The sequence below is a fragment of the Stutzerimonas sp. 21-1 genome (assembly GCF_056336065.1).
On record NZ_CM150500.1, the window covers coordinates 1,601,097 to 1,626,956 of the forward strand.

The 25,860-nt window shown below is 63.0% G+C and carries 25 protein-coding genes; 16 read left to right on the top strand and 9 right to left on the bottom strand.

What is annotated here, in order from left to right:
- Nucleotides 1–47: 47 nt before the first annotated feature.
- Nucleotides 48–1,457 carry an MBL fold metallo-hydrolase RNA specificity domain-containing protein gene (locus tag AC0ZJQ_RS07910; protein WP_165594994.1) on the bottom strand — a complete coding sequence of 470 codons (1,410 nt, stop codon included), beginning with the start codon at nt 1,455–1,457 and terminating at the stop codon, nt 48–50.
- A 129-nt stretch (nt 1,458–1,586) separates the two neighbouring features.
- Here AC0ZJQ_RS07910 and AC0ZJQ_RS07915 point away from each other — a divergent pair, with 129 nt between their 5' ends.
- Nucleotides 1,587–3,992 (top strand): phosphoketolase family protein, encoded by a 2,406-nt coding sequence (locus tag AC0ZJQ_RS07915; RefSeq protein ID WP_476477654.1) that lies wholly within the window; start codon nt 1,587–1,589, stop codon nt 3,990–3,992.
- A gap of 22 nt (nt 3,993–4,014) precedes the next feature.
- Here AC0ZJQ_RS07915 and AC0ZJQ_RS07920 read toward each other — a convergent pair whose 3' ends face one another.
- Nucleotides 4,015–4,413 carry a PA3611 family quorum-sensing-regulated virulence factor gene (locus AC0ZJQ_RS07920; protein ID WP_175415026.1) on the bottom strand — a complete coding sequence of 133 codons (399 nt, stop codon included), beginning with the start codon at nt 4,411–4,413 and terminating at the stop codon, nt 4,015–4,017.
- A 174-nt stretch (nt 4,414–4,587) separates the two neighbouring features.
- Here AC0ZJQ_RS07920 and AC0ZJQ_RS07925 point away from each other — a divergent pair, with 174 nt between their 5' ends.
- A complete protein-coding gene (locus AC0ZJQ_RS07925) occupies nt 4,588–5,304 on the top strand; it encodes a tRNA-uridine aminocarboxypropyltransferase (protein ID WP_314020305.1) in 717 nt (238 codons plus the stop codon).
- A gap of 11 nt (nt 5,305–5,315) precedes the next feature.
- Here the strand turns inward: AC0ZJQ_RS07925 and AC0ZJQ_RS07930 are convergent, their stop codons facing one another.
- Nucleotides 5,316–6,209 carry a DMT family transporter gene (locus AC0ZJQ_RS07930; RefSeq protein WP_008566849.1) on the bottom strand — a complete coding sequence of 298 codons (894 nt, stop codon included), beginning with the start codon at nt 6,207–6,209 and terminating at the stop codon, nt 5,316–5,318.
- A gap of 162 nt (nt 6,210–6,371) precedes the next feature.
- Between AC0ZJQ_RS07930 and erdR the strand changes: the two genes are divergently transcribed.
- On the top strand, nt 6,372–7,022 hold the full coding sequence (gene erdR / locus AC0ZJQ_RS07935; RefSeq protein WP_008566850.1) for a response regulator transcription factor ErdR: 651 nt from the start codon (nt 6,372–6,374) through the stop codon (nt 7,020–7,022).
- Nucleotides 7,023–7,048: 26 nt separating this feature from the next.
- Here erdR and AC0ZJQ_RS07940 read toward each other — a convergent pair whose 3' ends face one another.
- Nucleotides 7,049–7,975 carry a LysR family transcriptional regulator gene (locus tag AC0ZJQ_RS07940; RefSeq protein WP_476477655.1) on the bottom strand — a complete coding sequence of 309 codons (927 nt, stop codon included), beginning with the start codon at nt 7,973–7,975 and terminating at the stop codon, nt 7,049–7,051.
- Nucleotides 7,976–8,093: 118 nt separating this feature from the next.
- Here AC0ZJQ_RS07940 and fpr point away from each other — a divergent pair, with 118 nt between their 5' ends.
- Nucleotides 8,094–8,870, top strand: a complete 777-nt coding sequence (fpr, locus tag AC0ZJQ_RS07945) for a ferredoxin-NADP reductase (RefSeq protein WP_476477656.1) — start codon at nt 8,094–8,096, stop codon at nt 8,868–8,870.
- Between the two features lie 85 nt (nt 8,871–8,955).
- Here fpr and AC0ZJQ_RS07950 read toward each other — a convergent pair whose 3' ends face one another.
- Nucleotides 8,956–9,441: a YchJ family protein gene (locus AC0ZJQ_RS07950; RefSeq protein WP_155553139.1), complete on the bottom strand. Its 486-nt coding sequence runs from the start codon at nt 9,439–9,441 to the stop codon at nt 8,956–8,958.
- A 2-nt stretch (nt 9,442–9,443) separates the two neighbouring features.
- Nucleotides 9,444–9,935 (bottom strand): DUF6231 family protein, encoded by a 492-nt coding sequence (locus AC0ZJQ_RS07955; RefSeq protein WP_178091783.1) that lies wholly within the window; start codon nt 9,933–9,935, stop codon nt 9,444–9,446.
- A gap of 130 nt (nt 9,936–10,065) precedes the next feature.
- Here AC0ZJQ_RS07955 and AC0ZJQ_RS07960 point away from each other — a divergent pair, with 130 nt between their 5' ends.
- Nucleotides 10,066–10,698, top strand: a complete 633-nt coding sequence (locus tag AC0ZJQ_RS07960) for an OmpA family protein (protein ID WP_476477657.1) — start codon at nt 10,066–10,068, stop codon at nt 10,696–10,698.
- A gap of 82 nt (nt 10,699–10,780) precedes the next feature.
- Here AC0ZJQ_RS07960 and AC0ZJQ_RS07965 read toward each other — a convergent pair whose 3' ends face one another.
- Nucleotides 10,781–11,245, bottom strand: a complete 465-nt coding sequence (locus AC0ZJQ_RS07965) for a CopD family protein (RefSeq protein WP_476477658.1) — start codon at nt 11,243–11,245, stop codon at nt 10,781–10,783.
- An 86-nt stretch (nt 11,246–11,331) separates the two neighbouring features.
- Here AC0ZJQ_RS07965 and dinG point away from each other — a divergent pair, with 86 nt between their 5' ends.
- The 4 genes from dinG (at nt 11,332) to pdxH (ending at nt 16,334) form a co-directional block, all read left to right on the top strand.
- Nucleotides 11,332–13,476 carry an ATP-dependent DNA helicase DinG gene (gene dinG, locus AC0ZJQ_RS07970; protein WP_476477659.1) on the top strand — a complete coding sequence of 715 codons (2,145 nt, stop codon included), beginning with the start codon at nt 11,332–11,334 and terminating at the stop codon, nt 13,474–13,476.
- 83 nt (nt 13,477–13,559) lie between these two features.
- Nucleotides 13,560–14,708, top strand: a complete 1,149-nt coding sequence (locus tag AC0ZJQ_RS07975) for a serine hydrolase domain-containing protein (RefSeq protein WP_476477660.1) — start codon at nt 13,560–13,562, stop codon at nt 14,706–14,708.
- A 133-nt stretch (nt 14,709–14,841) separates the two neighbouring features.
- Nucleotides 14,842–15,498 carry an OmpA family protein gene (locus tag AC0ZJQ_RS07980; RefSeq protein WP_165595004.1) on the top strand — a complete coding sequence of 219 codons (657 nt, stop codon included), beginning with the start codon at nt 14,842–14,844 and terminating at the stop codon, nt 15,496–15,498.
- Nucleotides 15,499–15,686: 188 nt separating this feature from the next.
- Nucleotides 15,687–16,334, top strand: a complete 648-nt coding sequence (gene pdxH, locus AC0ZJQ_RS07985) for a pyridoxamine 5'-phosphate oxidase (protein ID WP_476477661.1) — start codon at nt 15,687–15,689, stop codon at nt 16,332–16,334.
- Between the two features lie 43 nt (nt 16,335–16,377).
- On the opposite strand, the gene AC0ZJQ_RS07990 is transcribed toward pdxH, so the two are convergent.
- Nucleotides 16,378–16,626 (bottom strand): hypothetical protein, encoded by a 249-nt coding sequence (locus AC0ZJQ_RS07990; protein WP_138299690.1) that lies wholly within the window; start codon nt 16,624–16,626, stop codon nt 16,378–16,380.
- A gap of 119 nt (nt 16,627–16,745) precedes the next feature.
- Between AC0ZJQ_RS07990 and AC0ZJQ_RS07995 the strand changes: the two genes are divergently transcribed.
- From AC0ZJQ_RS07995 to AC0ZJQ_RS08025, 7 genes are all read left to right on the top strand, one after another.
- A complete protein-coding gene (locus AC0ZJQ_RS07995; RefSeq protein ID WP_102829457.1) occupies nt 16,746–17,207 on the top strand; it encodes an outer membrane lipoprotein in 462 nt (153 codons plus the stop codon).
- A 196-nt stretch (nt 17,208–17,403) separates the two neighbouring features.
- Nucleotides 17,404–20,196 carry a monovalent cation/H+ antiporter subunit A gene (locus AC0ZJQ_RS08000; RefSeq protein ID WP_165595006.1) on the top strand — a complete coding sequence of 931 codons (2,793 nt, stop codon included), beginning with the start codon at nt 17,404–17,406 and terminating at the stop codon, nt 20,194–20,196.
- On the top strand, nt 20,196–20,525 hold the full coding sequence (locus AC0ZJQ_RS08005) for a Na+/H+ antiporter subunit C (protein WP_008566867.1): 330 nt from the start codon (nt 20,196–20,198) through the stop codon (nt 20,523–20,525). The genes AC0ZJQ_RS08000 and AC0ZJQ_RS08005 overlap by 1 nt, the downstream gene beginning before the upstream one ends.
- Nucleotides 20,522–22,030 carry a monovalent cation/H+ antiporter subunit D gene (locus AC0ZJQ_RS08010; protein ID WP_237264983.1) on the top strand — a complete coding sequence of 503 codons (1,509 nt, stop codon included), beginning with the start codon at nt 20,522–20,524 and terminating at the stop codon, nt 22,028–22,030. The genes AC0ZJQ_RS08005 and AC0ZJQ_RS08010 overlap by 4 nt, the downstream gene beginning before the upstream one ends.
- Nucleotides 22,027–22,530, top strand: a complete 504-nt coding sequence (locus AC0ZJQ_RS08015) for a Na+/H+ antiporter subunit E (RefSeq protein WP_314020309.1) — start codon at nt 22,027–22,029, stop codon at nt 22,528–22,530. Before AC0ZJQ_RS08010 ends, AC0ZJQ_RS08015 begins: the two co-directional genes overlap by 4 nt.
- Entirely contained in the window at nt 22,515–22,784 is a 270-nt protein-coding gene (locus AC0ZJQ_RS08020) for a K+/H+ antiporter subunit F (RefSeq protein WP_008566870.1), read from the top strand. Before AC0ZJQ_RS08015 ends, AC0ZJQ_RS08020 begins: the two co-directional genes overlap by 16 nt.
- Before the next feature lie 9 nt (nt 22,785–22,793).
- On the top strand, nt 22,794–23,123 hold the full coding sequence (locus AC0ZJQ_RS08025) for a Na+/H+ antiporter subunit G (protein ID WP_301620339.1): 330 nt from the start codon (nt 22,794–22,796) through the stop codon (nt 23,121–23,123).
- Nucleotides 23,124–23,138: 15 nt separating this feature from the next.
- On the opposite strand, the gene AC0ZJQ_RS08030 is transcribed toward AC0ZJQ_RS08025, so the two are convergent.
- On the bottom strand, nt 23,139–25,841 hold the full coding sequence (locus AC0ZJQ_RS08030; RefSeq protein ID WP_314020310.1) for a [protein-PII] uridylyltransferase: 2,703 nt from the start codon (nt 25,839–25,841) through the stop codon (nt 23,139–23,141).
- Nucleotides 25,842–25,860 lie beyond the last annotated feature (19 nt).

Below are 25,860 nucleotides of genomic sequence, written 5' to 3' on the forward strand. Positions count from 1 at the left end.
GGTGGTGAGCGCGGGCGCGGCTTGGGCTGGGATGACTCTGCGTTGTGTCAGAGTGCGATACGGTCGCCGGGTTCCGGAATGGCAGCGTCCCAGTTCAGGCGTCGTTTCAGTGCCTGTTGCAGCGCCTGCATGCGGTCAAGCTCGCCGTGCACGAGGTACAGCTCGGGCCGTTTTTTGAAGTGGCTTACCCAGTCGATCAGTTGCGATTGGCCGGCATGTGCCGAAAAGCCGCCGAGCGTGTGAACCTTCGCGTTCACTGCGATGCGCTGGTGCAGCAGCTTGACGCTCGACGCGCCATCGACGATCACGCGGCCAAGGGTGCCCTGCGCCTGAAAACCCGGAATCACCAGATGGCATTCCTCGCGCCAGAGGTTGTGCTTGAAGTGATGGAGAATGCGCCCGCCGCTGCACATGCCACTGCCGGCAATGATGATCGCGCCGCTTTTGAAACGGTTGATCGCCATCGATTCCTCGGGGGTGGATGTGCTCTTGAGAATCGGCAGCCAGCGCTCGGCATAGAGCTTGCGCTTGCTGGGGTCGATTGCCGGGGAGATGCCGTTGAGGTCGAGCTGGTCCTTGAAGTGCGCGTAGATGGCGTTGGCGCCGATCGCCATCGGGCTATCGAGGAATACCACCTGCTGCGGCAGGCGGCCTTCGCGGTAGAACCGTCCCAGGTAATAGATCAGGTCCTGGGTACGTCCGACGGCGAATGATGGCATCAGCACGTTGCCGCCGTCGCGGTGGGCCTGCTGCAGGATATCGGCCAGCTCCTCGATGGTCGCGTCGTGGTCACGGTGATCGCGATCGCCGTAGGTCGACTCCATCAGGATCACGTCGGCTTCGGTGAGCGTGGTAGGCGGATACATCAGCGGCGAGCAGGTGTTGCCCAGGTCTCCGGAGAACACCAGTTTGCGGGTCTGGCCGAAATCGGTGACATCGGCCTGGACGATCGCCGAGCCGAGAATATGCCCGGCATCGTGGAAGGTGATGCGCACGCCCGGCGCCACTTCGAACGTCTCGGCGTAGCTGTGCGGTTCACGCTGCGACAGCGCGCGTTCGGCATCCTCGCGCGTGTACAGCGGCTGGATCAACGGCTTGCCGATGCGTGCGCGCCATTTGTTTTCCCATTCGGCGTCCTTTTCCTGGATTTGCGCCGAATCCAGCAGCATCAGCTCGAGCAGCTCGGCGGTGGCGTCGGTGCAGTGAATGCGGCCGCGGTAGCCTTCCGAAACCAGTCGCGGCAGCAGGCCGCTGTGGTCGATGTGCGCGTGAGAGAGCACCACGGCATCCAGACTGCCCGGCTCGAAAGGAAACGGGGCGTTGTTCTTGTCCTCGTTCTTGCGCTGTCCCTGATGCATCCCGCAATCGAGCAGAACTCGTGTGCCGGCGTGTGTCTCAATCAGGTAGCAGGAACCGGTGACCTCTTGAATGGCACCGAGAAAACTGAGCAAAGCCATAATGCCTCCCTGTCTGTAGGATGTTTCCAAAGGTGCTCGCTTATGCGCCGGCTCGCCTTGATACATGTCAGAGGTGGTGGAGCTGGTGCTGCCTAGACTATCGCAACCGGTCAGTGATGGAGTAATCCCATGAGTCAGCTTCTGCCCAGCCTTGTCGAGCTGGAGCAACACGCCGAAGCCCAACCGGCATTCGCCACCTGGCGCGCCGGCTGTGGTCCGCTCGAACACACGCTGGAAACCCAGGCGGCGGTTTTCCGTCTGGCCCACCAACTGGTGCAGGCTGGATTGCAGCCGGACCTCGCCAGCGTGTATCACCTGCTGCAGGCGCTCGATCACGTTACCTCCGCGGGATTGTGGCTGGTGGTGCACATGACGTACGCCCAGCAGGTCCATCTCAATGGCTCGCCGCTCGCGGCCGAGGACTTCAAGCGCACGCCCGAGGGGCATACCGGCGGTGCGCTCAACATGGTGCCGGCGTATGCCGGCTATCTGGCGCTCAACGCCCTCACCGGGCACACGCGGGGTTGGTTGATGGGGCAGGGGCACTGCGTCGCCGCCATCGATGCGCTCAATCTGCTGACCGGTAACCTGCATGCCGAGCAGGCTCAGGCCTACGGTGGCGGGGAAACGGGCATCAACCGCATGTTGCAGGATTTCTATGGCTACCGGCAGGCCAGCGACGGAAGTCCGCTGGCGCCGCTGGGCAGCCACGTCAACCCGCATACCGCCGGTGGCATTGCCGAAGGTGGCTATCTGGGCTTCGCGGAACTGCAGTACGCGCACATGCCGTTGCCGGGTGAAACGCTGGTGGCGTTCCTGTCGGATGGCGCGGCGGAAGAGCAGCGCGGCAGCGACTGGATGCCGCGCTGGTGGCGTTCCGAAGACTGTGGCGCAGCGCTTCCGGTGATGATCGCCAATGGTCGGCGCATCGAGCAGCGCACCTCGCTGGCTACCGACGAGGGACTGGCCGGCTTCCGGCAGCACCTGAGCTACTGCGGTTTCGATCCGATTCCGTTCGATGGCCGTGACCCGGCGGCATTCGTCGCGACGCTGTGGGAGATGGAGCAGCGTCTCGCGCGTCGGGTCGAGGAAAAGGAGCGGGGCATTCTCAACTACCCGTTGCCGATTCCGTACGGTATCGCCGAAACCATCAAGGGCTTCGGTTTCTACGGCGCAGGCAGCAATGCCGCGCACAACCTGCCATTGCCGGGTAATCCGCGACTGGACATCGAGTCGCGCGAGCTGTTCAACCAGCACGCGGCGGAACTGTTCGTGCCGCAGGAGCAACTGACTGCCGCGTTGGCCCTGTTCACCCAGCATCGCCGTGGTCGTCCGCTGGAGCGTGACAACGCACTGGCGTTGCGCCGTCCGGCCGCGCCGGTCATCCCCAGACTTCACTACCGTGACGATGCCTGCTCGCCGATGTCTGCCGTGGATCGCTTTTTCGTCGAGCTGACCCAGGCCAACGCCAGCTTGCGGCCGCGCGTCGGCAACCCTGACGAGCTGGCCAGCAACCGTCTGGGAGGCGTGCTCAAGGCGCTCAAGCATCGCGTCATCGACCCGGAAAGCGAACTGGAAGCAATCGACGGCGACATCATCACCGCGCTCAACGAGGAGGCCGTGGTGTCTGCCTGTCTGGCCAACCAGGGCGGATTGAACCTGGTCGCGAGCTATGAAGCCTTCTGCGTGAAGATGCTCGGTGCCGTGCGCCAGACGCTGATCTTCGCCCGCCAGCAGAAGGAAGTTGGTCGTCCTGCCGGGTGGCTCGGCTGGCCGTTGATTGCCACTTCGCACACCTGGGAAAACGGCAAGAACCAGCAGTCGCACCAAGACACCACCTTCTGCGAAGCGCTGTTGGGCGAAATGAGCGACATGGTGCGCGTGCTGTTTCCGGCCGACCACAACAGTGCGCTGGCGCTGCTGCCCTCGATCTATCAGGCACGCGGCGAGCTGGCCTGCCTGGTTATGCCTAAGCGCGAGCGGCCGTGCTATTTCGACCAGACCCAGGCCGAGCAACTGGCACGTGATGGGGCGATCGTCGTCGATGAAAGCCGTGGTCCGGAATCTTTGCTGCTGATCGCCAACGGCAGCTACCAGTTGGGCGAAATGCTGCGTGCAGCCGAACGGCTGAAACAGGCGGATTGCGCCTATCGGCTGGTCTATCTGCAGGAGCCGGGGCGTTTCCGCGCACCGCGCGACCATTGGGAAGCCGAGGTGCATGCCGCCGATGAGCTGGTGACACGGCTATTCCCGGACAGCATGGACATGCGCATCATGCTCACGCATATGCGGCCAGAAGTGGCGCGCGGGCACCTGTGGCCGATCCTGCCGGACGCGCGGCGCAACTCGGTGCTGGGCTATCGCAACCGTGGCGGCACGCTGGATGTGGACGGCATGCAGTTCGCCAATCGCGCCTGCTGGGCAAATGTGCTGGCTGCCTGCGCGCGTCTGCGCAGCGTTCCACGTACTGCGCTGCTGACGCGCGAGGAAGCTGCGGCGGTAGCCGGCAAGGGCAGCCCCGACAGCTTGCGCTGACGGGGCGATTGCGCGCGCGGCGTCAGCGCGCGCAATCGGTGGCGCGATAGCGTTCGGTCGCGATTGGCCGGTTGCTCTTGTACTCGCTGAATTCGTAGCGCAGTACCGCGCCCTTGCTCAACAGCGTACGCAGGCCCTGGTTACCGCAGACGCTGACTGCCAGCTGGCTGCGCACTTGCTCGGGGTTGTCGCGCATCTGCGCGGCATGGCGCGGCTGCACGCTGAGATGATTCACCAGCTCGTTGCCATCGACCGTGTAGCCCTGGTCGAGGATGTCCTCATTGATGGCGCGCGGTGTGCCGACGCTGCTCTGCTGCGCGACCTGCTCGAGCAGTTGGCCCAGCTGCTGCTCCTGCAGCGACGCGGCGTGAGCATTAGGCAGCGCGAGGCTGAGTAGGAGCAGGGGGGTTAGACGGTACATGGCGATCTCCTTTTGACTGCGCTCGTTCGACCGGTAGCGGGCTACGCGGTTCATTGCCATTTTGCCTGAGGGCCGGTAGGTTGCGCCGGCTTCGCGATGATCGCAAACGGTACATCGAAACGGATTCGAGGTGCCGAAACGCGGCGTCTGCCTTCAACTCTCTGCGAGCCGACCATGCCTCATGCCGTATCCCGCCTGCGCGACGAGCGCCTCGCGCGCAGCCTCAAGCCGTTCGTTGCGCGCGGTTCGCGTACGCAGCGCTGCCCTCGCTGCCGCGTTGCCGTCAGCCACTGCCTGTGCCGCTGGCTGCCGCAGGTGCCGTCGCATTGTGGGGTGTGCCTGCTGATGCACGATATCGAACCCCTGAAGCCCAGCAACACCGGCTGGTTGATCGCCGATGTGGTGGCCGACTGCTATGCGTTCAACTGGCAGCGCACCGACGTCGATCCGCGCCTGCTGGAACTGCTGGCTGATCCGCAGTGGCAGCCGTGGGTGATCTTTCCAGGGGAATATGCCGAGCCGTCGCGGGTTGTCGAGCGGGTCACGCTGCCGCCGGGCAAGCGTCCGCTGTTCATCCTGCTCGACGCGACCTGGACCGAGGCGCGCAAGATGTTTCGCAAGAGCCCGTATCTCGATGCGTTGCCGGTGCTGAGCCTGCAACCGGAAGCGTTGTCGCGCTATGCGTTGCGCCGTTCAACCCGAGGCGAGCACCTGTGTACTGCCGAGGTCGCCGCCCTGTGCCTCGAACTCGCTGATGACCTGCAGGCGGCGCGGGCGCTCGATGCCTGGCTCGACGTCTTCACCGAGCATTATCTGGATGCCAAGCACCACCGTGTGACCGACCCGCACAGCGCGGCACATCGCGCGCTCGCTGCCAGCACCCGACCCTGAGCATCCTCGGCTCAGGCGTTCGCTGGCTGCCCCGTTCGCGGCCACAGCTGCGCGGTGAGCATGCCGATGAACATCAGCGCACAACCGAAATAACCGCGTGGGCTAAGACTCTCGTCCAGAAACAGCGCACCAGCGATCGCCGCGAATACCGCTTCGAGCGACAGGATGATCGCAGCGTGCGAGGCGATCGCATGCTTCTGCGCGACGACCTGCAAGGTATAGCCGACCGCCACGGCGAACAGGCCGCCGTACAGCAGCGCCGGAGCGGCCAGCCAGACAGCCCCGAGGCTCGTTTCCTCGAACAGCGCGGCGAGAATCAGACTGACCACTGCACAGGTGGCGAACTGCAGGAATGCCAGACGGATGGCGTCGTGGCGGCTGACGAAGAAGCTCACCAGCAGCACGTGCAATCCCCACACAAACGCGCCGGCGAGCTGGATCCAGTCACCGGAGGCGACCTGGAAGTTCTCGCCGATGCTCAGCAGCGCCATGCCGCCTACCGCCAGCACGGCCCCGAGCCAGGTACCAAGCCCGGTACGGTTGCCAATGATCAGGCCGAGCAGTGGCACGACGATGACGTAAAGACCGGTGATGAACCCGGAATTGGTCACGCTGGTGAACAGCAGGCCGACCTGCTGCAGATTGATGCCGAGCGTCAGTGCCAGCCCCATCGCCAGCCCGCCGAGCAGCAGCCCACGTTGCATGAACGGCTCATGGCGAGCGGCGTGGCGCCCCTGATACAACAGCAGCGGCAGCAATGCGAGCGCGCCCAGCGCGAAGCGCAGCCCGGTAAAAAGGAATGGACCTATATTGTCCATGCCCACGCGCTGGGCTACGAATGCCGTGCCCCAGATCATGGCGGTAATCAGCATCAGGAAATCGGCACGGAGGGCTTGGCTACGCATGTTTGGGCTCGCTGCAAAGGAGCCGCAAACTTTGCAGCAAAGCATCGTGCTTGACCACTTATTCTGCGGTCGGCATGCTTGCGCCGCTTGAGGTTTTCCGGCAACTCCCGGGATCGACTGAAACAGTTGGTCAAAGCGCCAATAAAAAATACAGGTCTGCCAATGGCTGCTTACGAAATAATCATTGCCGATGATCACCCGTTGTTTCGTAGCGCCTTGCAACAGGCGCTGACCATGGGGCTGGGCGACAACGTTCGTCTGGTCGAGGCGGCGAGCATCGCCGAACTCGAAGCCCTACTTAATCAGAGCGCCACCTGGGATCTGGTTCTGCTCGACCTGAACATGCCCGGCGCCTATGGCTTTTCCGGCCTGGTGCTGTTGCGCGGGCAGTATCCGCACCTACCCGTAGTCATGATCTCGGCGCAGGAAGATGCCGCAGTGGTCTCGCGTTCCCGTGAGTTCGGTGCCAGCGGCTTCATTCCGAAATCCAGTTCGCTGGAAACCATCCAGGAGGCCGTTCGCACCGTGCTCGACGGGGACGTGTGGTGGCCGAGCAACATCCAGGACGTCGGTCATGTCAGCGACGAGGCGAAAGCCGCGAGCGCCGGACTTGCCAGCCTGACACCGCAACAGTTCCGTGTGCTGACGATGGTGTGTGACGGTTTGCTGAACAAGCAGATCGCCTACGAACTGAATGTGTCGGAAGCCACCATCAAGGCACATGTCACCGCAATCTTCCGCAAGCTGGGTGTGCGCACGCGCACTCAGGCCGCGCTGCTGCTGCAGCAGATGGGCTCTATTCCCACCGCTTGACGGCTCATCTTCCGCCACCGAGGCACTCAGGCAATCGGTGGCAGGATGATTTCATCGCTGCGACGCACCCCATGAGTCAGCGCCCGACACTGTTCGAGAAATTCGCGCATCGCTGCAGTCTGGTACTTGCGTGAGTGCCAGATGAACGAGAACTGTCGGCTCAGATCCAGTTGTGGCGTGGCCACCGGTACCAGGCTGCCGCGTCGGAATGCATCACGTAGCGCCAAGCGCGAAATGCAGCTGATCCCTAGTCCCGACTCGACTGCGCGCTTGATCGCCTCGGTATGCTCCAGCTCCAGGCGGACGTTCAGACGGCCCGGTCGGTGGCGCATGGCCTGATCGAAAGCCAGGCGCGTTCCCGACCCCTGCTCGCGAAGAATCCAGGCCTCACCAGCCAGTTCGTCCAGATCGACGATGCCGCGGCTGGCCAACGGATGCTGCGGAGCGCAGAACACCACCAGTTCGTCTTCGACCCAGGGTTCGACGATCAGGTCGGGGTGCTGGCAGTCACCTTCGATCAGACCCAGATCAAGTTCATGCTGTGCGATCTGCTGCACAATATGCGCCGTGTTGTGGACATGCAGTTTTACTCTGCAGTCGGGATGGCGCTGCATGAAGCCGCCGATCAACAAGGTGGCGAGATAATTGCCGATGGTCAGCGTCGCTCCTACGGCCAGCGAGCCGAAGCCGCTCTTGCCGTTGAGCAGATCCTCGATGGCGCGTGCCTGGTCGAGCAGGGCCACGGCCTGCGGTAGCAGTTGCTGGCCCAGCGCGTTTAACGACAGCCGCTTGCCGGCGCGATCGAACAACAGGCAACCCGATTGCCGCTCCAGCTCCGCCAGCGAAGTACTGGTCGCCGACTGCGACAGCGAGAGGCTTTCGGCCGCGCGAGAAACGCTTTCCAGCCGGGCGACGGCAGAGAAAACCTGCATTTGTCTCAAGGTGAAATGCATATCGATATAACCGATAACCCATATCTTTAATATTTATTTAACGGATAAGCGATCTGTATATAAACTGGCGCTCATCCGCGCAAGACGCACTATCCGTTGTAAACGAGGAACTCGCAGCATGAGCAATCTGAACGTGGAACGTGTCCTCAGTGTGCACCACTGGAACGATACGTTGTTCAGCTTCAAAACCACCCGCAATCCCGGCCTGCGGTTCGAAAACGGGCAGTTCGTCATGATCGGTCTGGAAGTGGGCGGGCGTCCGCTGATGCGCGCCTACAGTATCGCCAGTCCGAACTACGAGGAGCATCTCGAGTTCTTCAGCATCAAGGTGCAAGACGGCCCGCTAACCTCGCGTCTGCAACACCTGCAGGAAGGCGATCAGCTGATGATCAGCCGCAAGCCGACCGGGACGCTGGTGCTCGACGACCTGCTGCCGGGCAAGCATCTCTACCTCCTCAGTACCGGCACTGGGCTGGCGCCATTCATGAGCGTCATCCAGGATCCGGAAACCTACGAGCGTTTCGAGAAGGTCATTCTGGTTCATGGCGTGCGCTACGTGAATGAAGTGGCGTACCGCGAGTTCATCACCGAGCATCTGCCGCAGAACGAGTTCTTCGGCGAGGCGGTGAAGGAAAAGCTCATCTATTACCCGACGGTGACGCGCGAGCCTTTCGAGAATCAGGGGCGACTCACCGATCTGATGCGCAGCGGCAAGCTGTTCAGCGACATCGGTCTGCCGCCGATCAACCCACAGGACGATCGAGCGATGATCTGTGGCAGCCCGAGCATGCTCGAAGAGACCAGCCAGGTGCTGGATAGCTTTGGCCTGAAAGTTTCGCCGCGTATGGGCGATCCGGGCGACTACCTGATCGAGCGCGCTTTCGTCGAGAAGTAATCGCAGAGTTTGCGTTACGGCCAGCGCGCACAACGTTGCGCGTTGGCCAGATGCGAAAGTATGCCGCGGCTAGCGGTTCGACCCGCTACAGGTAGGCCGCACAGCATTTCTTGAATTTCTGTCCGCTGCCGCAAGGGCAGTCGTCGTTGCGTCCGACCTTGAGCGGTACCGTTGGATCGATGAAATACCAGCGGCCCTCCCGCTGGACGAATGCCGAACGCTCCTGATGACTATGTTCGCCGCTGTGGTCGTGCCAGCGCGCCGTGAAGGTCACCAGTGCGTGCTCCGGTTGTCCACCCAGCACGGTGCTCTGTTCGATATCCAGCCCCAGCCAGGTGCTTTCCAGGCTCCACTGGCGTATCGACTCCAGGTTCAGGAGTGGCTGCTGCACCGGCAGCGTGGTGGCTTGGAGATAATCGATCAGGCCGAGTACATAGGCGCTGTAGCGCGAGCGCATGAGCAGCTCGGCGCTGGGCGCAGGCGTGCCGGAGTGATAGCGGCCACAGCACTGGGACAGGGTGTTGGCGCTGCCGCAGGGGCATTGTTCGGTTTGCGCTGCCTGCATGTTCATGGTTACCACCAGTATTTGCCGAACATCTGCGGATTCGCCCAGAACTTGGCGTTCAACCAGTCGGGAATCTGTTTGTAGTCCAGTAGGTCATACGTGAATAGCGTGAGGGTCTGCGCATCCCGCTGGAAGCGATCGGCAATCTGCAGACCGAGCGAAAAGAACTCGGTGGTCTGCCAGTCGCTAGCCTCAAGATCGACCAGAACTGCCAAGCGGCTCGCATGGAGATTGCGAATACCGCCCAGCAGCTCGCGCCCGCGACGTTTGGGCAGGTGTTCCAGGCAGTCGACGATCAGTGCGAGATCGTAGCGCTGCTGCACGACGGTTGCGTCCGAGAAGGTGCTGTCGATGTGATCAACCTGGCTGTGCGGGTGGCCCGCCAGATAAGCGTCGAGCGCCGGCGGACGGCTTTGGCCGACCTGCAGAATACGCTCTGGCTGGTACTGCTCGAGCAATGCGGCGAGCGCTTGTTGCGGCGTGCGGGCGTTGGCAATCACGCGAAAAATCCTTGGCAAGAGGCGCAAGACTAGCGTGGTCACCGATCGCGGCCTAGTCTCAAAGCAACCGGAGCCGCCTGAAGTCGAGCAGGTGGCGGTTCTGGACGAACCCACAGCGGAGGTTTTATCGATGAGTACCCTACGGACAGCAGTACCCGTGATTGTAATGACCACGTTCCTGGCCGGTTGCGCGGGCGTGCAGAAGCAGGATTGGCCTACCTGTGCCGCGGTTGGCGGCGTCACGGGTGCCGCGCTTGGTGCGATCGAAAGCTCCACCTATGCCGGTTGGGGCGCCGTGATCGGCGGTGGTGTCGCGGCGGCCTATTGCTGGGCGAACGGCACCGAGGAGCAGACGGTCGCGGTGGTTGAAACCGTCGAGCCGATGCCGGCCGAGGAACCGGAGCCCGCAGCCGAGCCGGTGCGCGTCGAGCTTGACGTGAAGTTCGATTTCGACCGCGCGGTCGTCAAACCTGACAGCTACGGCGATATCCAGAATCTCGCGGACTTCATGAAGGAATACGGGCAGACCACCACCGTGCTGGAAGGTCACACCGACTCGGTCGGCACCGACGCCTACAACCAACGGCTTTCCGAGCGTCGCGCCAATGCAGTGCGCGAAGTGCTGGTCAACCAGTACGGCGTGGAGGCTGGTCGGGTGGATGCGGTTGGTTACGGTGAATCGCGCCCGGTAGCGGATAACGCGACCGATGCCGGTCGGGCAATCAACCGTCGGGTGGAAGCGGAAGTCGAAGCGCGTCCCTGACGCCAGCTGTACAACCGAGCCGGGCATTGCCCGGCTTTTTTTTTGCGCAACGTGGTGTGCCGGCAGATGCGGCACTCCGTGCTCAGAACTCCGGGCGCGCGCTGGCGATCGCGATGAGCGCCATGCCGAGTAGTAGGTTCAGCCCTACCAATGCTCGAATCTTTCCCAGAACGGCACCGCCGGCCGGCCAATCCTGGCTGTCGACGGCGCGTCGGAGCGCCGGTAGCTGCAGCAGTACAAGCCGCAGAAACAGCGCCAGCATGACCAGATACAAGCCGGTCATCACATGTACGTAGCGAGGGGCGCTGGCCATCTCTCCAAAGCGCAGATGCCACATACCGATGCCGCTGATCGGCAGCATCGCCACCGCGATCCAGACCCATTGCACGAACCGGCGGAATACCTCGGCCCACAGCCGCAGGCGTTCGGGCGCCTGCAACACGGCAACGGCCGCCGGGCGCAGAACCATCCAGGCGAAGAACATACCGCCCACCCACAACACGGCGGCCAATACGTGCAAGGCATAGAGCGAGGCAAATGGGGTCATGGCAAATCTCCGCTGGCGATCGGGGCGACGCGCGTTATCATAGCCGCCCGATTGAAGTACTGAAAATATATACAGCATCAGCGCCCATGCTCAGCACCGAACTCAAGTCCCAGATCCAGGGCGCCTATTCCCGTTTTCTCGAGGCCAAGAGCCTCAAGCCACGTTACGGTCAGCGGTTGATGATCGCCGAGGTAACCAAGGTGCTGGGCGCCATCAAGGCCGATGACGAGGGCCGTCGTGAAGGGGAGCCGGCGGTGGTGGCGGTGGAAGCCGGCACGGGTACTGGCAAGACTGTGGCCTACAGTATTGCGGCGATTCCTACGGCGAAGGCTGCCGGCAAGCGCCTGGTAATCGCCACCGCGACCGTGGCGCTGCAGGAGCAGATCGTCAACAAGGATCTCCCTGACCTGATGCGCAACAGCGGGCTGAATTTCAGCTTCGCCTTGGCCAAGGGGCGCGGGCGCTACCTGTGCCTGTCGAAGCTGGATCTGCTGCTGCAGGAAGGGCACGCGCAGACGGCCACCGCTCAGCTGTTCGAGGAGGAAGGCTTTCGCATCGACGTCGACGAGCGCAGCCAGAAGCTGTTCACCGGCATGATTGAAAAGCTCGCCGGCAACCGCTGGGATGGCGATCGCGACAGCTGGCCCGAAGAGCTGGACGATGCCGACTGGTCGCGCCTGACCACCGATCACAGCCAGTGCACCGGCCGGCATTGCCCCAACTTCCAGCAATGCGCGTTCTACAAGGCCCGCGAGGGCATGACCAAGGTCGATGTCATCGTCACCAACCACGACATGGTGCTGGCTGACTTGGCGCTCGGCGGCGGTGCGGTGCTGCCCGATCCGCGTGACACGCTGTACGTATTCGACGAAGGGCATCACCTGCCGGACAAGGCGATCGGCCATTTCGCGCATTTCACTCGTCTGCGTTCGACCGGCGAGTGGTTGGGGCAGGTGGAGAAGAATCTGACCAAGCTGCTCGCCCAGCATCCGTTGCCGGGTGAACTCGGCAGGCTGATCGAAGGCGTGCCAGAGCTGGCACGTGAGCTGCGCAGCCAGCAACAGTTCATGTTCAGCGCCTGCGAGCAACTGGCGGATTTCCGCGCCGGCGAGGATATGGAAGGGCGCGAACGGCCGCGCCATCGCTTTGTCGGCGGCGTGGTACCGGAACACCTGATCGAGCTAGGCGTGGAGTTGAAGAAGGGCTTCGCGCGCCTGACCGACCTGTTCACTCGCATTGCCGAGCTGCTCAAAGAGGCGATGGATGGCGAGACGGGCGGCGGCATCGCCAGTCACCAGGCGGAAGAGTGGTATCCACTGTTTGGCAGTCTGCTGACGCGCGCCCAGGGCAACTGGGAATTGTGGACGGCGTTTACCGTCGAGGACCCGCAGGACAGTCCCCCAATGGCACGCTGGCTGACGCTTGCCGATGGCGGTGCGTTGTTTGACATTGAGGTCAATGCCAGCCCGATCCTGGCGGCCGAGACGTTGCGGCGCAATCTCTGGAATGTCGCCTACGGCGCGTTGGTGACCTCTGCGACGCTGACGGCGCTCAACAGCTTCGACCGCTACCGCATGCGCGCAGGCCTGCCGCGGTCTGCCGTCACTGCCGTGGTGCCGAGCCCGTTTCATCATGCCGACGCCGGGGTTCTGCGGGTGCCGAACCTGCAGGCCGATCCGCGCGATGCGGCCGCGCACACGGCGGCCATCGTCCGCGAACTGCCGGGGCTGGTGGAGCATTCGCGCGGTACGCTGGTGCTGTTCTCCTCGCGCCGGCAGATGCAGGATGTATTCGATGGCCTCGAGCGCGACTGGCGTCGCAGGGTACTGATCCAGGGCAACCTGTCCAAGCAGGAAACACTGAACAAGCACCGCAAGCGGGTCGATGACGGAGAGCCCAGCGTGCTGTTCGGCCTGGCGAGTTTTGCCGAAGGGGTCGATCTGCCCGGTGCCTATTGCGAGCATGTGGTGATCGCCAAGATTCCCTTCGCGGTGCCGGACGATCCGGTGGAAGCGGCGCTGGCCGAGTGGATCGAAGCGCGGGGCGGCAACCCGTTCATGGAGATTGCCGTGCCGGATGCTTCGCTGCGGCTGGTGCAGGCCTGCGGTCGACTGCTGCGCACCGAGGCCGACCGTGGCACCATCACCTTGCTTGATCGGCGTGTGGTGACGCAGCGTTATGGCAAGGCCATTCTCAATGCGTTGCCGCCGTTTCGTCGTGAGATCGACTGATTCTTTCCGAGAGATCCGTGCGGTTTTCTTCCGGTGAGGCTGCTGGAACGATGCGCCGATAACATCCGATCACAGGGGGCAGCGTGCAGATACAAGGTTATTTCGATCTTCGTTTCGAGGCGGTGAGGGATGCGTTCGCCGCGCTTTTCGAGCATACCCAGACCCGCGGTGCGGCTGTTTGTGTGCAGATTGCCGGCGAGACGGTCGTCGATCTGTGGGCTGGCGTGGCTGACAATGCCGGTGAGCTGCCTTGGCACGGCGATACGTTGGTCAATCTGTTTTCCTGTACCAAGACCTTTACCGCGGTTGCAGCGCTGCAACTGGTCGCCGAGGGCAAGCTGCAGCTCGACGCGCCGATTGCCGAGGTCTGGCCGGAGTTCGCGGCCAACGGTAAGTCGCGCATTACGCCGCGCCAGCTGCTCTGCCATCGCGCGGGTCTGCCTGCCTTGCGCCAGCCGCTGCCGCCCGAGGCTCTGTACGACTGGAATGCCATGACCGCCGCGTTGGCCGCGGAGCAACCCTGGTGGACGCCCGGCGAGGCCCAGGGCTATGCCGCGATGACCTACGGCTGGTTGGTGGGAGAGGTGATCCGGCGAGTCGATGGGGCGGAGCCGGGAGCCACCATCGTGGCCAGAACGGCCACTCCGCTGGGGCTGGATTTCCATATCGGCCTCGATGACGAGGAGTTTCACCGCGTCGCTTACCTGACCCGTGCCAAGAACGACTTCGGCGATGCGGCGGCGCAGCGGCTGTTCAAGGTCTTGATGAGTAATCCGGCATCGTTGAGCGCGCGGGCCTTCAACAATCCACCGTCAATCATGAACAGCGGCAACAAGCCCGAGTGGCGGCGCATGGCGCAGCCTGCCGCCAACGGACATGGCAACGCACGCTCTCTGGCAGGCTTCTATTCCGGTCTGCTGCAGGGACGTTTGCTGGACGCGGCCGTGCTCGATGAAATGCGTCGCGAGCACAGTGCCGGCGAAGACCTTACGCTGTTATCCCAGACCCGCTTCGGACTTGGCTGTTGGCTCGATCAGCCGGAGGTCGCCAACGCGACTTTCGCGATGGGCCCGAGGGCTTTCGGCCATCCGGGTGCCGGCGGTAGTATCGGCTTCGCCGACCCGGACAGGGACCTGGCGTTCGGTTTCGCCACCAATACGCTGGGCCCTTATGTGCTGATGGACCCCCGTGCGCAGGCCCTGGCGCGAAGCGTGGCGCAATGCATAGGTTAACCGCTCGTCAGTTCTGCATGGCAAGGCTTTGCAGGGCAGGGACTTGCGGCCACAATTTGATCAATCTCTTCAATTATTGCCGGCTGGGCTGCCTGGCGAGAATCTGAACTCAATCGTCTGACGGAATCCGCTCATGAACATGCTGAAAAGCGCTTCTCTGATTGTCTGCCTGTTGGTGGTCGGCTGCAGCTCTAAGGATGAGAAGCCCACCGAGGCCTCGGCTGCGGCGCCTGCCGTGGCGAAGGTCGATACGGCCTGGATGGACGATTACGAGCCGCGTTTGCGCGAGGCGATCAAGGACAGCCGCTTCGAGCTGGAGCGCCGCGACAATCTGCTGGTGATCACCGCGCCGGTCGACTCGTCGTTCAATCCTGATCGTCCCGGCATGCTGTTACCGGTCACGCTGGGTCCTATCACGCGGGTAGCCAAACTGGTGGAAAAGGACAGCAAGGCCGCCGTGGTCATTCTCGGCCATGCGGATAGCACCGGCTCCGACGCGATCAATCGCACCATCAGTCGGGAGCGAGCTGGCGCGGTGGCCGCCATATTCCGCCTCAGCGGTTTGAAACACGATCGCCTGCGCATCCGCGGCATGGGGTCGGACAAGCCGCGGGCAGCCAATGACAGCAAGGATGGGCGCGCGCTGAATCGTCGTGTGGAGATGCTGTTGACGCAGCAGGTCAGCTTGCTGGCGACGGTAGCCGAATATAACGACCCGACCGCGACACCAGCGGCTCCGGCCACGGCCACGCAGGTTGCTGTCGCCAAGACCGCCAAGAGCGAAAAATAGCAGCACAGTAACGGCATCATCCGACGGGCCTTTTCAGGCCCGTTTGCTTTTGCGTTGAATCAAGCGCGCGGCCTGGTTCCAGGGATAAGCTAGGCTCCAGGCAGGCTACGCGATGGCCACCGCCCGTGAGGCGAGTGCGCCGTGCGCTGCCTTCGATCAGGCCCGTTTGACGAAGAAGGAACCCGCGAATGATCCAGTCCCTGGCCGATATGCGCCGCGACTACACCCGTGAAGGACTCAGCGAAGCGAACGCTCCTGACGAACCGTTCAGCCTGTTTCGCCAGTGGTTCGGTGAGGCGATGAAGACCGAGCAGGCGCCGGTCGAGCCCAATGCCATGTCGCTGGCGACCGTGGATGAGGCGGGCCGGCCGCACTGCCGGATCCTGCTGCTCAAGGCGCTGGATGAGCGTGGTTTCACGTTCTTCACCAACTACGACAGCGACAAGGGGCAGCAGATGAGTCAGCAGCCGTTTGCCGCGATGACGTTTTTCTGGCCGACACTGGAGCGCCAGGTGCGTATCGAGGGGCGGGTAGAAAAGGTCAGCTTTGAAGAGTCGGACGCCTACTACCATGTGCGTCCGCTGGGCAGTCGCCTGGGTGCCTGGGCGTCGCCGCAGAGCCAGGTGATTGCCGACCGCGCAGAGCTGGAGCGCCTGCTCGCAGCAACCGAACAACGTTTCCTCGATCAGGCGCCGCATTGTCCGCCGCACTGGGGCGGCTACCGGTTGATACCGGAGCGTATCGAGTTCTGGCAGGGCCGTCCGAGCCGCCTGCATGACCGACTCGATTACCGCTGCGTAGCCGGTGGCTGGGAGCGTCGGCGACTGGCGCCCTGAAGCGCAAGCCGTTAGCCGGGCAGCGAGCGGCGGCCGACTGGGCTTATTGCTGAGCGCGCTGGGTTGGATAGTGCTGGATTTCGCGCTCCAGCCACGCCTGCAGATCCCGCCGCTTGATCTTCTGCGCTTTGGCTTCGCTCAGCCGCCCCAGCAGCCACGCGCGCTTATCGGGATCGCTGCCGGCGATCGAATAGGCCAGGTCGCGTTCGATCCAGCGGCGAAAGCGGATGAACAGCCAGGCGTGGAAAGCCAGGCCGGCGAAGGTGGTGACGGCTATGATGAAATAATCCACGGACATTCTCGTTCGGTTGAATACGATCTGACGGCCCATGCATGCCGCCAAGCAGCGAGAATGCTGCGGCAGGGCCGGTTGGTTGCCAAGCGATTCGTTCGTTTTTCAGGAGAGAACCCATGCGCAAGTCAATTTGTATCGCTTCACTCACTGCCGTAGCTCTCGCGGTCGGCGGCTGCGCGTCCAGCCTGACGGGCGACACCTATTCGCGTGATGAGGCGCGTGCCGTCCAGACTGTTCGCTATGGCACCATCGAGTCGCTGCGACCGGTCAAGATCGAAGGAACCAAGACGCCGATCGGCACCGGTGCTGGCGCCATCGTGGGCGGAGTCGCCGGCAGCGGTGTCGGCGGCGGGCGCGGTAGTGCCGTAGCGGCGGTCATCGGTGCGGTTGCGGGTGGCATGCTCGGCGCGGCGGCGGAGGAGGGCTTCACCCGCACGCAGGGCGTCGAGATCACCGTGCGTGAGGACGACGGCAATATCCGCGCCTATGTGCAGGAAGTCGAGCCGAACCAGGTGTTCAGGGTCGGTCAGCGGGTACGCATCCTCAGCGTAAGCGGAACCAGTCGCGTCACACCCTGACGGCGGCACCCTACAGAAGGCGCGGCTTCGCTTTGCGGCGGGGCGGCGCCTTTTTGTTTTTCGTAATACATGGGCCCATGACGTTCACCCCGGTGATATGGATAATCGAGCGTATCTATGTGTGCGCGCGAGCTGATAGTCAGTTCGCTTAGAAGAAGAAATGCCGCCGACTCGGATGGCCTAGAGAGTTTCCTCCATGACGCTTGCGCTGATCATCGCTTTGCCTTTTTTGGGCATTTGTCTGCCGTTGCTGCTGGAGCGCGCCGGCCGCTCGGCCTGTGCCTTTGGGGCTGGCATCGGGCCGTTGGTCGCCCTGGTGTTGCTGCTCTCCGAGCGCTCTGCAGTGTTCGCCGGGAAGGTGCAGATCGTGCAGGTGCCCTGGTTGCCGGAGTTGGGGCTGAATCTGAGTCTGCGTCTGGATGGTCTGGGCTTTCTGTTTGCGCTGCTTATTCTCGGCATCGGCCTGCTGGTCATTCTTTATGCGCGCTACTACCTGGCCAAGCGCGATCCGATGGGGCGCTTCTTCGGCTTCTTCCTGCTGTTCATGGGCTCGATGCTGGGCATCGTGCTGTCGGAAAACCTGCTGCTGATGCTGATGTTCTGGGAGCTGACGAGTCTGTCGTCGTTCCTGTTGATCGGCTACTGGAACCACCGCGCCGACGCCCGCCAGGGCGCACGCATGGCGCTGGCAGTGACGGGCGGCGGCGGTCTGGCGCTGCTCGCCGGGGTGCTGCTGATCGGTCAGGTGGTCGGCAGCTTCGAACTCAGCAGCGTGCTCGATGCAGGCGAGGTGATTCGCAACAGTGCGCTGTATCCGGTGATCCTGGTACTGGTGCTTTTGGGCGTGTTCACCAAATCGGCACAGTTCCCTTTCCACTTCTGGTTGCCGCAGGCGATGGCGGCGCCGACACCAGTCTCGGCCTTCCTACACTCAGCGACGATGGTGAAGGCCGGGGTGTTCCTGCTTGCCCGCCTGTATCCGGCGTTGGCGTACTCGGATTTGTGGTTCTATCTGGTGAGCATGACCGGCCTTGCGACCCTGCTGGTGGGCGCGGTGATGGCGCTGTTCCAGCACGACCTCAAGGGACTGCTGGCCTATTCCACAATCAGTCACCTGGGTCTGATCACGCTGTTGTTCGGGCTGGATTCGCGGTTGGCAGCGGTGGCGGCGATCTTCCATATCATCAACCACGCGACCTTCAAGGCCTCGCTGTTCATGGCCGCCGGCATCATCGACCACGAAACCGGTACACGGGACATGCGGCGCATCAACGGCATGTGGAAGTACATGCCACATACCGCGATGCTGGCGATGGTGGCGTCGTTGGCGATGGCCGGTGTGCCGTTGCTCAACGGTTTCCTCAGCAAGGAAATGTTCTTCACCGAAACGCTGGACCAGCATTTGCTCGGCAGTTTCTACTGGATCATCCCGGCGCTGGCGACGATTGCCAGCGCCTTCTCGGTGGCTTATTCGCTGCGCTTCATTCATGACGTGTTTTTCAACGGCGAGCCGATCGACCTGCCGAAATACCCGCCACATGAGCCGGCGCGCTACATGAAGATTCCGGTGGAGGTGCTGGTACTGCTCTGCCTGCTGGTGGGCATGCTCCCCGCCTATACGGTGGCGCCACTGCTGGCGTCGGCCGTATCGGCAAGCCTGAACAGCGAAGCGCCGCAGTACAACCTGGCGATCTGGCACGGATTCAACCTGCCGCTGATGATGAGTTTCCTGGCGCTGGCCGGTGGCGTGCTGATCTATTCGCTGCGCCGCTGGATATTCCGCTGGTACGAGGGGCTGCCGGTGGTCGACTCGCTGGTGGTCTTCGAGCGCGCCATGAGTGCACTCACGGCAGCGGCACGCAAGCTCACCGATGGCCTGGATAACGGCTCGCTGCAGCGCTACCTGGCGCTGATGTTGACCAGTGCACTGGCGCTGGTCGTGTTCGCGCTGTCGACGCTGGACTCATTCCACGGCAGCGTCGCCATGACCCCGTTCGATGGCGTGACGGTGCTGGGCATGGCGATCCTCGCGCTGGCCTCGCTACTGACTGTGCTCTTTCACCGTCGCCGGCTGATTTCGCTGATGGTGCTTGGAGTGGTCGGGCTGATGGTGTCTCTGGCATTCGCTCGCTATTCGGCGCCCGATCTGGCGCTGACCCAGCTGTCGGTCGAGGTGGTATCGATCATCCTGCTGATCCTGGCGCTGTTCTTCATGCCTGATCGGACCCCGGCCGAATCCAGCAGTCTGCGTAGCCTGCGCGACCTGCTCCTCGCCGGCGGTTGCGGCACGATGGTCGCTTTGCTGGCGTACGCGGTACTGACCCGTCCATACGAAAGCATCGCGGGCTTTTTCCTGGAGAACAGTGTGTCCGGTGGCGGCGGGACCAACGTAGTCAACGTGATTCTGGTGGACTTCCGCGGCTTCGATACGCTCGGTGAGATCAGTGTGCTGGCAATCGCCGGCGTGGCCATCTATGGCCTGCTGTATGGCCTGCACCTGCCGCATCCGTTGCGTGACTATGGTGGCAGAGCGTGGTCGCCGGACAGCCATCCGATGATCCTCGATGTACTGGCGCGGGCTTTGCTGCCGTTGGCCATGCTGATTTCGGTCTTCATCTTCCTGCGCGGGCACAATCTGCCAGGGGGGGGCTTCATCGCCGGACTGATTACCGCCGCCGCGTTGATCCTGCAGTACATCTCACACGGGGTCGCCTGGGCACAGGAGCGTCAGCCGGTGAGCTATCACGCGATCAGTGGCGCCGGATTGCTGATCGCCGGGCTGACCGGGCTTGGCAGCTGGCTGTTCGGCTATCCGTTCCTGACCTCGGCGTTCGGGCATTTTGATTTGCCGCTGGTGGGCGAATTCGAGCTGGCGACCGCGATGCTGTTCGATCTCGGGGTTTATCTGGTGGTCGTCGGCGCGACGCTGCTGATCCTCTCCAACATCGGCCATGTCGGTCAGGACGAAACGAGCAAGGAGGTGCTCTGATGGAAGCCTTGTTTGCCATCACCCTGGGCGTGATGACCGCCAGTGGTGTTTACCTGCTGTTGCGGGCGCGGATCTTCCCGGTGGTTGTGGGGCTGACGCTGATTTCTTATGCGGTCAACCTGTTCATTTTTTCGATGGGCCGTCTGGCAACCGGAGTGCCGGCAGTCATCGGGCAGAGCGCGGAGTATGGCGACCCGCTGCCACAGGCGCTGGTGCTGACTGCGATCGTCATCGGCTTCGCCATGACCGCGTTCGTGGTGGTGCTGGCCCTGCGCGGGCTCGGTGAGCTGCGCACGGACCATGTGGACGGTCAGGAGCCACGCGAATGAATCACGTGCTGATTCTGCCCATTTTGCTGCCGCTGTTCATGGGCGCGTCGTTGCTGTTTGGCCATCGGCTGGGCGGCTTCAGCAAGCGCGTGCTCTCGCTGCTGGCGACCTGGGCGCTGGTGCCGCTTGCGCTCTGGCTGCTGTGGCTCGCGGGTGACGATCAACTGCGCGTGTATGCGCTGGGTAACTGGCAGCCGCCGTTCGGCATTGTCCTGCTGCTGGATCGCCTGAGCGCGCTGATGCTGCTGGTGACGGCGCTGCTGGCCGGTTTTGCGCTGCTATACGCCTGTCGTGGCGACGATGAGCGCGGGCCGAACTTCCATGCTCTGTTCCAGTTTCAGCTGCTCGGCATCAACGGCGCCTTTCTCACCGGCGATCTGTTCAACCTGTTCGTGTTCTTCGAGATCCTGCTGATCTCGTCCTACGCGCTGCTGGTGCACGGCCACGGTCCTTCGCGTATTCGCTCGGGCATGCATTACGTGGTGTTGAATCTGCTGGGCTCGTCGTTCTTCCTGTTGGGCGTGAGCATGTTGTACGGCGTACTGGGTACGCTGAACATGGCGGATCTGGCCTGGCGTACTGCTCTGCTCGATCCGGCGCAGGCACCGCTGGTGGCCGCCGCAGGTTTCCTGCTGCTGGTGGTATTTGCCCTGAAGGCGGCGATCCTGCCGCTATATTTCTGGTTGCCCCGTGCCTACGCGGCGGCGACGGCTCCGGTGGCGGCGCTCTTCGCGATCATGACGAAGGTCGGGCTGTACGCGATCCTGCGGGTGTTCACGCTGATCTACGGCAGCGAGGCCGGCGAGCTGAGCAACCTGGCACAGGTCTGGCTGTGGCCGTTGTCATTGCTCACGCTGGCGGCGGGCGTCATTGGTGCGCTGGCGGCGCGCAACCTGCAGGTCATGCTGGCCTATCTGGTCGTGGCTTCGGTCGGCACCTTGCTGGCGGGCATGGCTCTGGGCAACGCGAGTGGCATCGCAGCGGCGCTGTACTACCTGCTGCATAGCACGCTGATCGCCGGCGCATTGTTCCTGTTGGCCGATCTGATCGGCCTGCAACGCGGGGCGATTGGCACGGATCTGATCTCCGCGGGGCCGCTGCGCCAGCCGCTGCTGCTGGGCATGCTGTTCTTTCTCGGGGCAATCTCGGTGGCCGGGCTGCCGCCTTTTTCCGGGTTTCTCGGCAAGCTCATGCTGATGCGCGCGGTGGAGCTGAACAGTCAGGCGGCCTGGCTGTGGACGGTATTGCTGGTCGGCGGACTGGGCATGCTGATCGCCCTCAGTCGCGCCGGAAGTCTGGTGTTCTGGCGCACCAATGACGAGTGCCCGGCCATTGCCGGTGCGGGTGTCGATCCGATCAGGCTGCTGGCGACCCTGGGCTTGCTCTCCGCCAGCTTGCTGCTGGTCGTGCTCGCGCAGCCGGTGCAGGGCTATCTGCAGGCGACGGCGAGTCAGTTGCTGAATCTGCAGCCCTATCTGCAGACGATTACCGGAGGTGGCGCATGAAGAAGTCACGCTGGCTACCTCATCCTGCCCTCAGCGTATTGCTCACGTTGCTGTGGCTGATGTTGAACAACACCTTGAGCGCCGGTCATGTGGTGCTCGGTGCTGTGCTCGGTTGGGGCCTGCCGCTGCTGCTGCGGTGTTTTCTCATCGAGGTTCCGACGGTACGCAAACCGTTGCTGCTGTGCCGCTTCATCGCCCTGGTGTTCTACGACATCGTGGTGGCGAATCTGCATGTCGCCAAACTGGTGCTCGGACCGAAGAGCCGGCTCGCCCCTGCGTTCGTCGAGGTGCCGATGGCGATCGAGGATGATTTCGTGCTTGCGGTACTGACCAGCATCATCTCGCTCACCCCGGGCACGGTGTCGGCCGGTCTGAGTCCGGATCACAAGACCCTGCTGTTGCACGCCCTGGACGCGCCGGACGTCGAGGCGCTGGTGCACGAGGTGAAGTCTCGCTACGAGGCGCCGCTGCTGGAGATTTTCGAATGCTCACGTACGTGATACCCATCTGCCTGGCGATCATGTCGCTGGCGGCGATACTCAACCTGGCACGTCTGATCATTGGTCCGGAGATGCCGGATCGGGTGCTGGCGCTGGATACGCTCTACATCAACGCGCTCGCGCTGATCGTGCTGTTCGGCATCTGGCTGGCGTCGGAGCTGTTCTTCGAGGCCGCACTGCTGATCGCGGTGATGGGGTTCATCAGCACGGTCGCAGTAGGCAAGCACCTGCTGCACGGCGACATCATTGACTGAGGATTGCGCATGCCTTTCTGGATCGAGTTGCTGGTAAGCGTTTGTCTGATCGTCGGCAGTCTGTTCGCGCTGGTCGGTGCCATCGGCCTGTACCGCCTGCCGGATTTCTATACCCGCCTGCATGGCCCGACCAAGGCGACCACGCTGGGGGTTGGCGGGATCGTCATTGCATCGATGATCTTCTTTGGCAGCCGGACCGAGGGGCTGAGTCTGCACGAGTTGCTGATCACCCTGTTTCTCTTCCTCACCGCCCCGGTGAGTGCCCACATGCTGGCCAAGGCCGCGATGCAGCAGAAGCTGCCGTTCATCGAGCGCACGCGCGGCAAGCCCTGGCAGTAAAGCTGTCGCGCAGCGTCAGATGGTGAAGCTGCTCGGCGACGGCTGATGCTCGTTTTCCTGCTGCAGTTGCGCGATCAGCGCCTGCTGCAGCTGCGTGCAGAGCTGTGGGTCCGATAGCGGCTGATTGTCGGCGTTGGTGACGAAGAACACGTCCTCGACCCGCTCGCCAAGCGTGGCGATCTTGGCGTTCTGCACCGACAGATCGAAGGCCAGGAACAGCTGCCCGACGCGGGCAAGCAGGCCGGGACGATCCGGCGCGATGATCTCGATGATCGTCTGCGGGCGCTGGGTATCGTTATGGATCGTGACCTGCGGCGGGAAGGCGAAGTGCTTGAGCTGGCGCGGCACGTGGCGCTGGATGATGGTGAGGTACTCGTCGGGATTGCGCACCGCGTCGATCAGGCCCTGGCGAATTTCCTCGATCCGCTCGCGGTTGTCGCCGATCGGCGTGCCGTCGGCGTCCAGCACAATGTAGGTGTCGAGCGTGAACTGGCTGCTCGAGGTGATGATGCGGGCGTCGTGGATGTTCAGATTGAGCTGGTCCATCGCCGCCACCGTCACGGCGAAGAAATCGTGCTGGTCCGGCGCATAGATGAAGATCTGCGTGCCGCCCTCGAACTCGCGCTGCGTGGTTTCCTTGATCAGCACCAGCGGACCGTTGTCTTCGCCGTGCGCGAGGATCGCCGCGGTATGCCAGGCCACGTCGCTGGCCGAGTGGCGCATGAAATAGTCATCGCCCAGTTGCGCCCACAGCTGCTCAGCCTCGTCGGGGTCGCCGCCGTTGCGCACCAGTTCGTCCAGTGCGGCGCGCTGGGTCTGGCGGATTTGCTCCTCGCGCCCCAGCGGATTCTCCAGGCCGCGCTGCAACGCGCGCTGGGTGGCGGTGTGCAGCTGGCGCAGCAGGCTCGCGCGCCAGGAATTCCAGAGCGTCGGATTGGTCGCGTTGATGTCCGCGACGGTCAGCACGTAGAGATAGTCGAGATGCGTCTCGTCGCCTACCTGCTGGGCGAAATCGATGATCACCTGTGGATCGGAAAGGTCCTTGCGCTGGGCGGTCGTGGACATGACCAGGTGATTCTGTACCAGCCAGACGACCAGTCGCGTATCCCAGGCCGGTAGCTTGTGTCGGTTGCAGAACTGCTCCGCATCCACCGCGCCCAGTTCGGAGTGATCGCCGCCGCGGCCCTTGGCTATGTCGTGATAGAGCCCGGCGATATAGATCAGCTCCGGCTTGGGCAGGCGCTCGATCAGCGCGCTGGCCAGCGGATACTTTTCTGCCACGCCTGGCTTGGTCAGCTTGCGCAGGTACTTGATGACGTTGAGCGTGTGGGCGTCGACCGTATAGATGTGGAACAGGTCGTGCTGCATCTGTCCGACGATATGGCCGAATTCCGGCAGGTAGCGGCCGAGAATGCCGTAGCGGTTCATCCGCCGCAGGTTGCGGTGGATGCCTTCCTTGCACTTGAACAGCTCGATGAACAGGCTGGTGTTGCGAATGTCGCTGCGAAAGTCATCGTCGATCAGGTAGCGATGATCCCGTAGCAGGCGGATGGTGTTGGCGCGCACGCCCTGAATCCGCGGATGCTGGGCAAGCAGGACGAAGGTTTCCAGGATCGCAAACGGGGTGCGCTTGAAGACCGCCGGGTCGCGAACTTCGAGGTAGTCGTCACGCACCAGGAAGCGACTATTGAGCTTGGTGCTCGGACCGGAATCGCCTTCCCAGAGGATGACCTCGGCGAAGTGCTGGCCGACCAGATCGCTCAGCTCGGCGACACTCATCACCACCCGATAGTACTTCTGCATGAAGCGCTCGATGGCCAGCTTGGCGTCGCTGTCCTCGTAGCCGAGCAGGGCGGCGAGTGAGCGCTGGTGATCGAACAGCAGGCGATCCTCCGCACGCCCGGCCAGCATGTGCAGGCCGTAGCGTACCTTCCAGAGAAACTCCTGGGCGGCGGTCAGCAGACTGAGTTCACTCTTGGTGAGGAAGCCCTGGTCGACCATGGCCTGCAGATCGAGCGTGCCGAATTGCCGACGGGCGATCCAGAGAATCGTCTGGATGTCGCGCAGGCCGCCGGGCGAGCGCTTCACGTTCGGCTCCAGGTTGTATTCGGTATTGTTGTACTTGGAATGCCGCTGGCGCTGCTCGTTACGCTTGGCGAGGAAGAAATCCTTGCTCGGCCACATCACCTCTGGACGGGTGACTTCCAGCATTTTCCTGCGTAACTGCTCGGGGCCGGCGATGGTCCGGCTTTCCATCAGATTGGTGATGACGGTGAGGTCGGCGCGCGCCTCTTCGGCGCATTCGGCGATCGAGCGCACGCTCTGGCCGACTTCCAGCCCGATGTCCCAGAGCAGCGTCAGAAACCCCTCGATCGACTCACGGAACAATTCTTGGTCGCTATCGTCGAGCAGGATCAGCAGGTCGATGTCGGAGTAGGGGTGCAGCTCGCCGCGACCGTAGCCGCCGACCGCAACCAGCGCGATATCCGCACCCTTGTCCCAGTCGAAGCGGCTCCAGGCTGCGCGCAGGATCTGATCGGTGAACCAGGCGCGGTCTTCGATCAGCCGGCGAATCTCCCGGCCATCCCGAAAGCGTTTGTCGAGCACCTCCCGGGCCTGGCGGATGGCTTTCTTGAATGCGGCAATCGGGCTGGCCTTGAGCGCCAGTTCGGCCTGGAACTGGCTGCGATCGAACAGCTCTGGATCAACCTGAGGCATGCGAACCCCCTGATGCCGC

Excerpts from the sequence above, each read along its gene's own strand:
- AC0ZJQ_RS07910 (WP_165594994.1), bottom strand. The coding sequence starts at position 1,457 with ATGGCTTTGCTCAGTTTTCTCGGTGCCATTCAAGAGGTCACCGGTTCC.
- AC0ZJQ_RS07915 (WP_476477654.1), top strand. The coding sequence starts at position 1,587 with ATGAGTCAGCTTCTGCCCAGCCTTGTCGAGCTGGAGCAACACGCCGAA.
- AC0ZJQ_RS07920 (WP_175415026.1), bottom strand. The coding sequence starts at position 4,413 with ATGTACCGTCTAACCCCCCTGCTCCTACTCAGCCTCGCGCTGCCTAAT.
- AC0ZJQ_RS07925 (WP_314020305.1), top strand. The coding sequence starts at position 4,588 with ATGCCTCATGCCGTATCCCGCCTGCGCGACGAGCGCCTCGCGCGCAGC.
- AC0ZJQ_RS07930 (WP_008566849.1), bottom strand. The coding sequence starts at position 6,209 with ATGCGTAGCCAAGCCCTCCGTGCCGATTTCCTGATGCTGATTACCGCC.
- erdR (WP_008566850.1), top strand. The coding sequence starts at position 6,372 with ATGGCTGCTTACGAAATAATCATTGCCGATGATCACCCGTTGTTTCGT.
- AC0ZJQ_RS07940 (WP_476477655.1), bottom strand. The coding sequence starts at position 7,975 with ATGCATTTCACCTTGAGACAAATGCAGGTTTTCTCTGCCGTCGCCCGG.
- fpr (WP_476477656.1), top strand. The coding sequence starts at position 8,094 with ATGAGCAATCTGAACGTGGAACGTGTCCTCAGTGTGCACCACTGGAAC.
- AC0ZJQ_RS07950 (WP_155553139.1), bottom strand. The coding sequence starts at position 9,441 with ATGAACATGCAGGCAGCGCAAACCGAACAATGCCCCTGCGGCAGCGCC.
- AC0ZJQ_RS07960 (WP_476477657.1), top strand. The coding sequence starts at position 10,066 with ATGAGTACCCTACGGACAGCAGTACCCGTGATTGTAATGACCACGTTC.
- AC0ZJQ_RS07965 (WP_476477658.1), bottom strand. The coding sequence starts at position 11,245 with ATGACCCCATTTGCCTCGCTCTATGCCTTGCACGTATTGGCCGCCGTG.
- dinG (WP_476477659.1), top strand. The coding sequence starts at position 11,332 with ATGCTCAGCACCGAACTCAAGTCCCAGATCCAGGGCGCCTATTCCCGT.
- AC0ZJQ_RS07980 (WP_165595004.1), top strand. The coding sequence starts at position 14,842 with ATGAACATGCTGAAAAGCGCTTCTCTGATTGTCTGCCTGTTGGTGGTC.
- pdxH (WP_476477661.1), top strand. The coding sequence starts at position 15,687 with ATGATCCAGTCCCTGGCCGATATGCGCCGCGACTACACCCGTGAAGGA.
- AC0ZJQ_RS07995 (WP_102829457.1), top strand. The coding sequence starts at position 16,746 with ATGCGCAAGTCAATTTGTATCGCTTCACTCACTGCCGTAGCTCTCGCG.
- AC0ZJQ_RS08000 (WP_165595006.1), top strand. The coding sequence starts at position 17,404 with ATGACGCTTGCGCTGATCATCGCTTTGCCTTTTTTGGGCATTTGTCTG.
- AC0ZJQ_RS08005 (WP_008566867.1), top strand. The coding sequence starts at position 20,196 with ATGGAAGCCTTGTTTGCCATCACCCTGGGCGTGATGACCGCCAGTGGT.
- AC0ZJQ_RS08010 (WP_237264983.1), top strand. The coding sequence starts at position 20,522 with ATGAATCACGTGCTGATTCTGCCCATTTTGCTGCCGCTGTTCATGGGC.
- AC0ZJQ_RS08015 (WP_314020309.1), top strand. The coding sequence starts at position 22,027 with ATGAAGAAGTCACGCTGGCTACCTCATCCTGCCCTCAGCGTATTGCTC.
- AC0ZJQ_RS08020 (WP_008566870.1), top strand. The coding sequence starts at position 22,515 with ATGCTCACGTACGTGATACCCATCTGCCTGGCGATCATGTCGCTGGCG.
- AC0ZJQ_RS08025 (WP_301620339.1), top strand. The coding sequence starts at position 22,794 with ATGCCTTTCTGGATCGAGTTGCTGGTAAGCGTTTGTCTGATCGTCGGC.
- AC0ZJQ_RS08030 (WP_314020310.1), bottom strand. The coding sequence starts at position 25,841 with ATGCCTCAGGTTGATCCAGAGCTGTTCGATCGCAGCCAGTTCCAGGCC.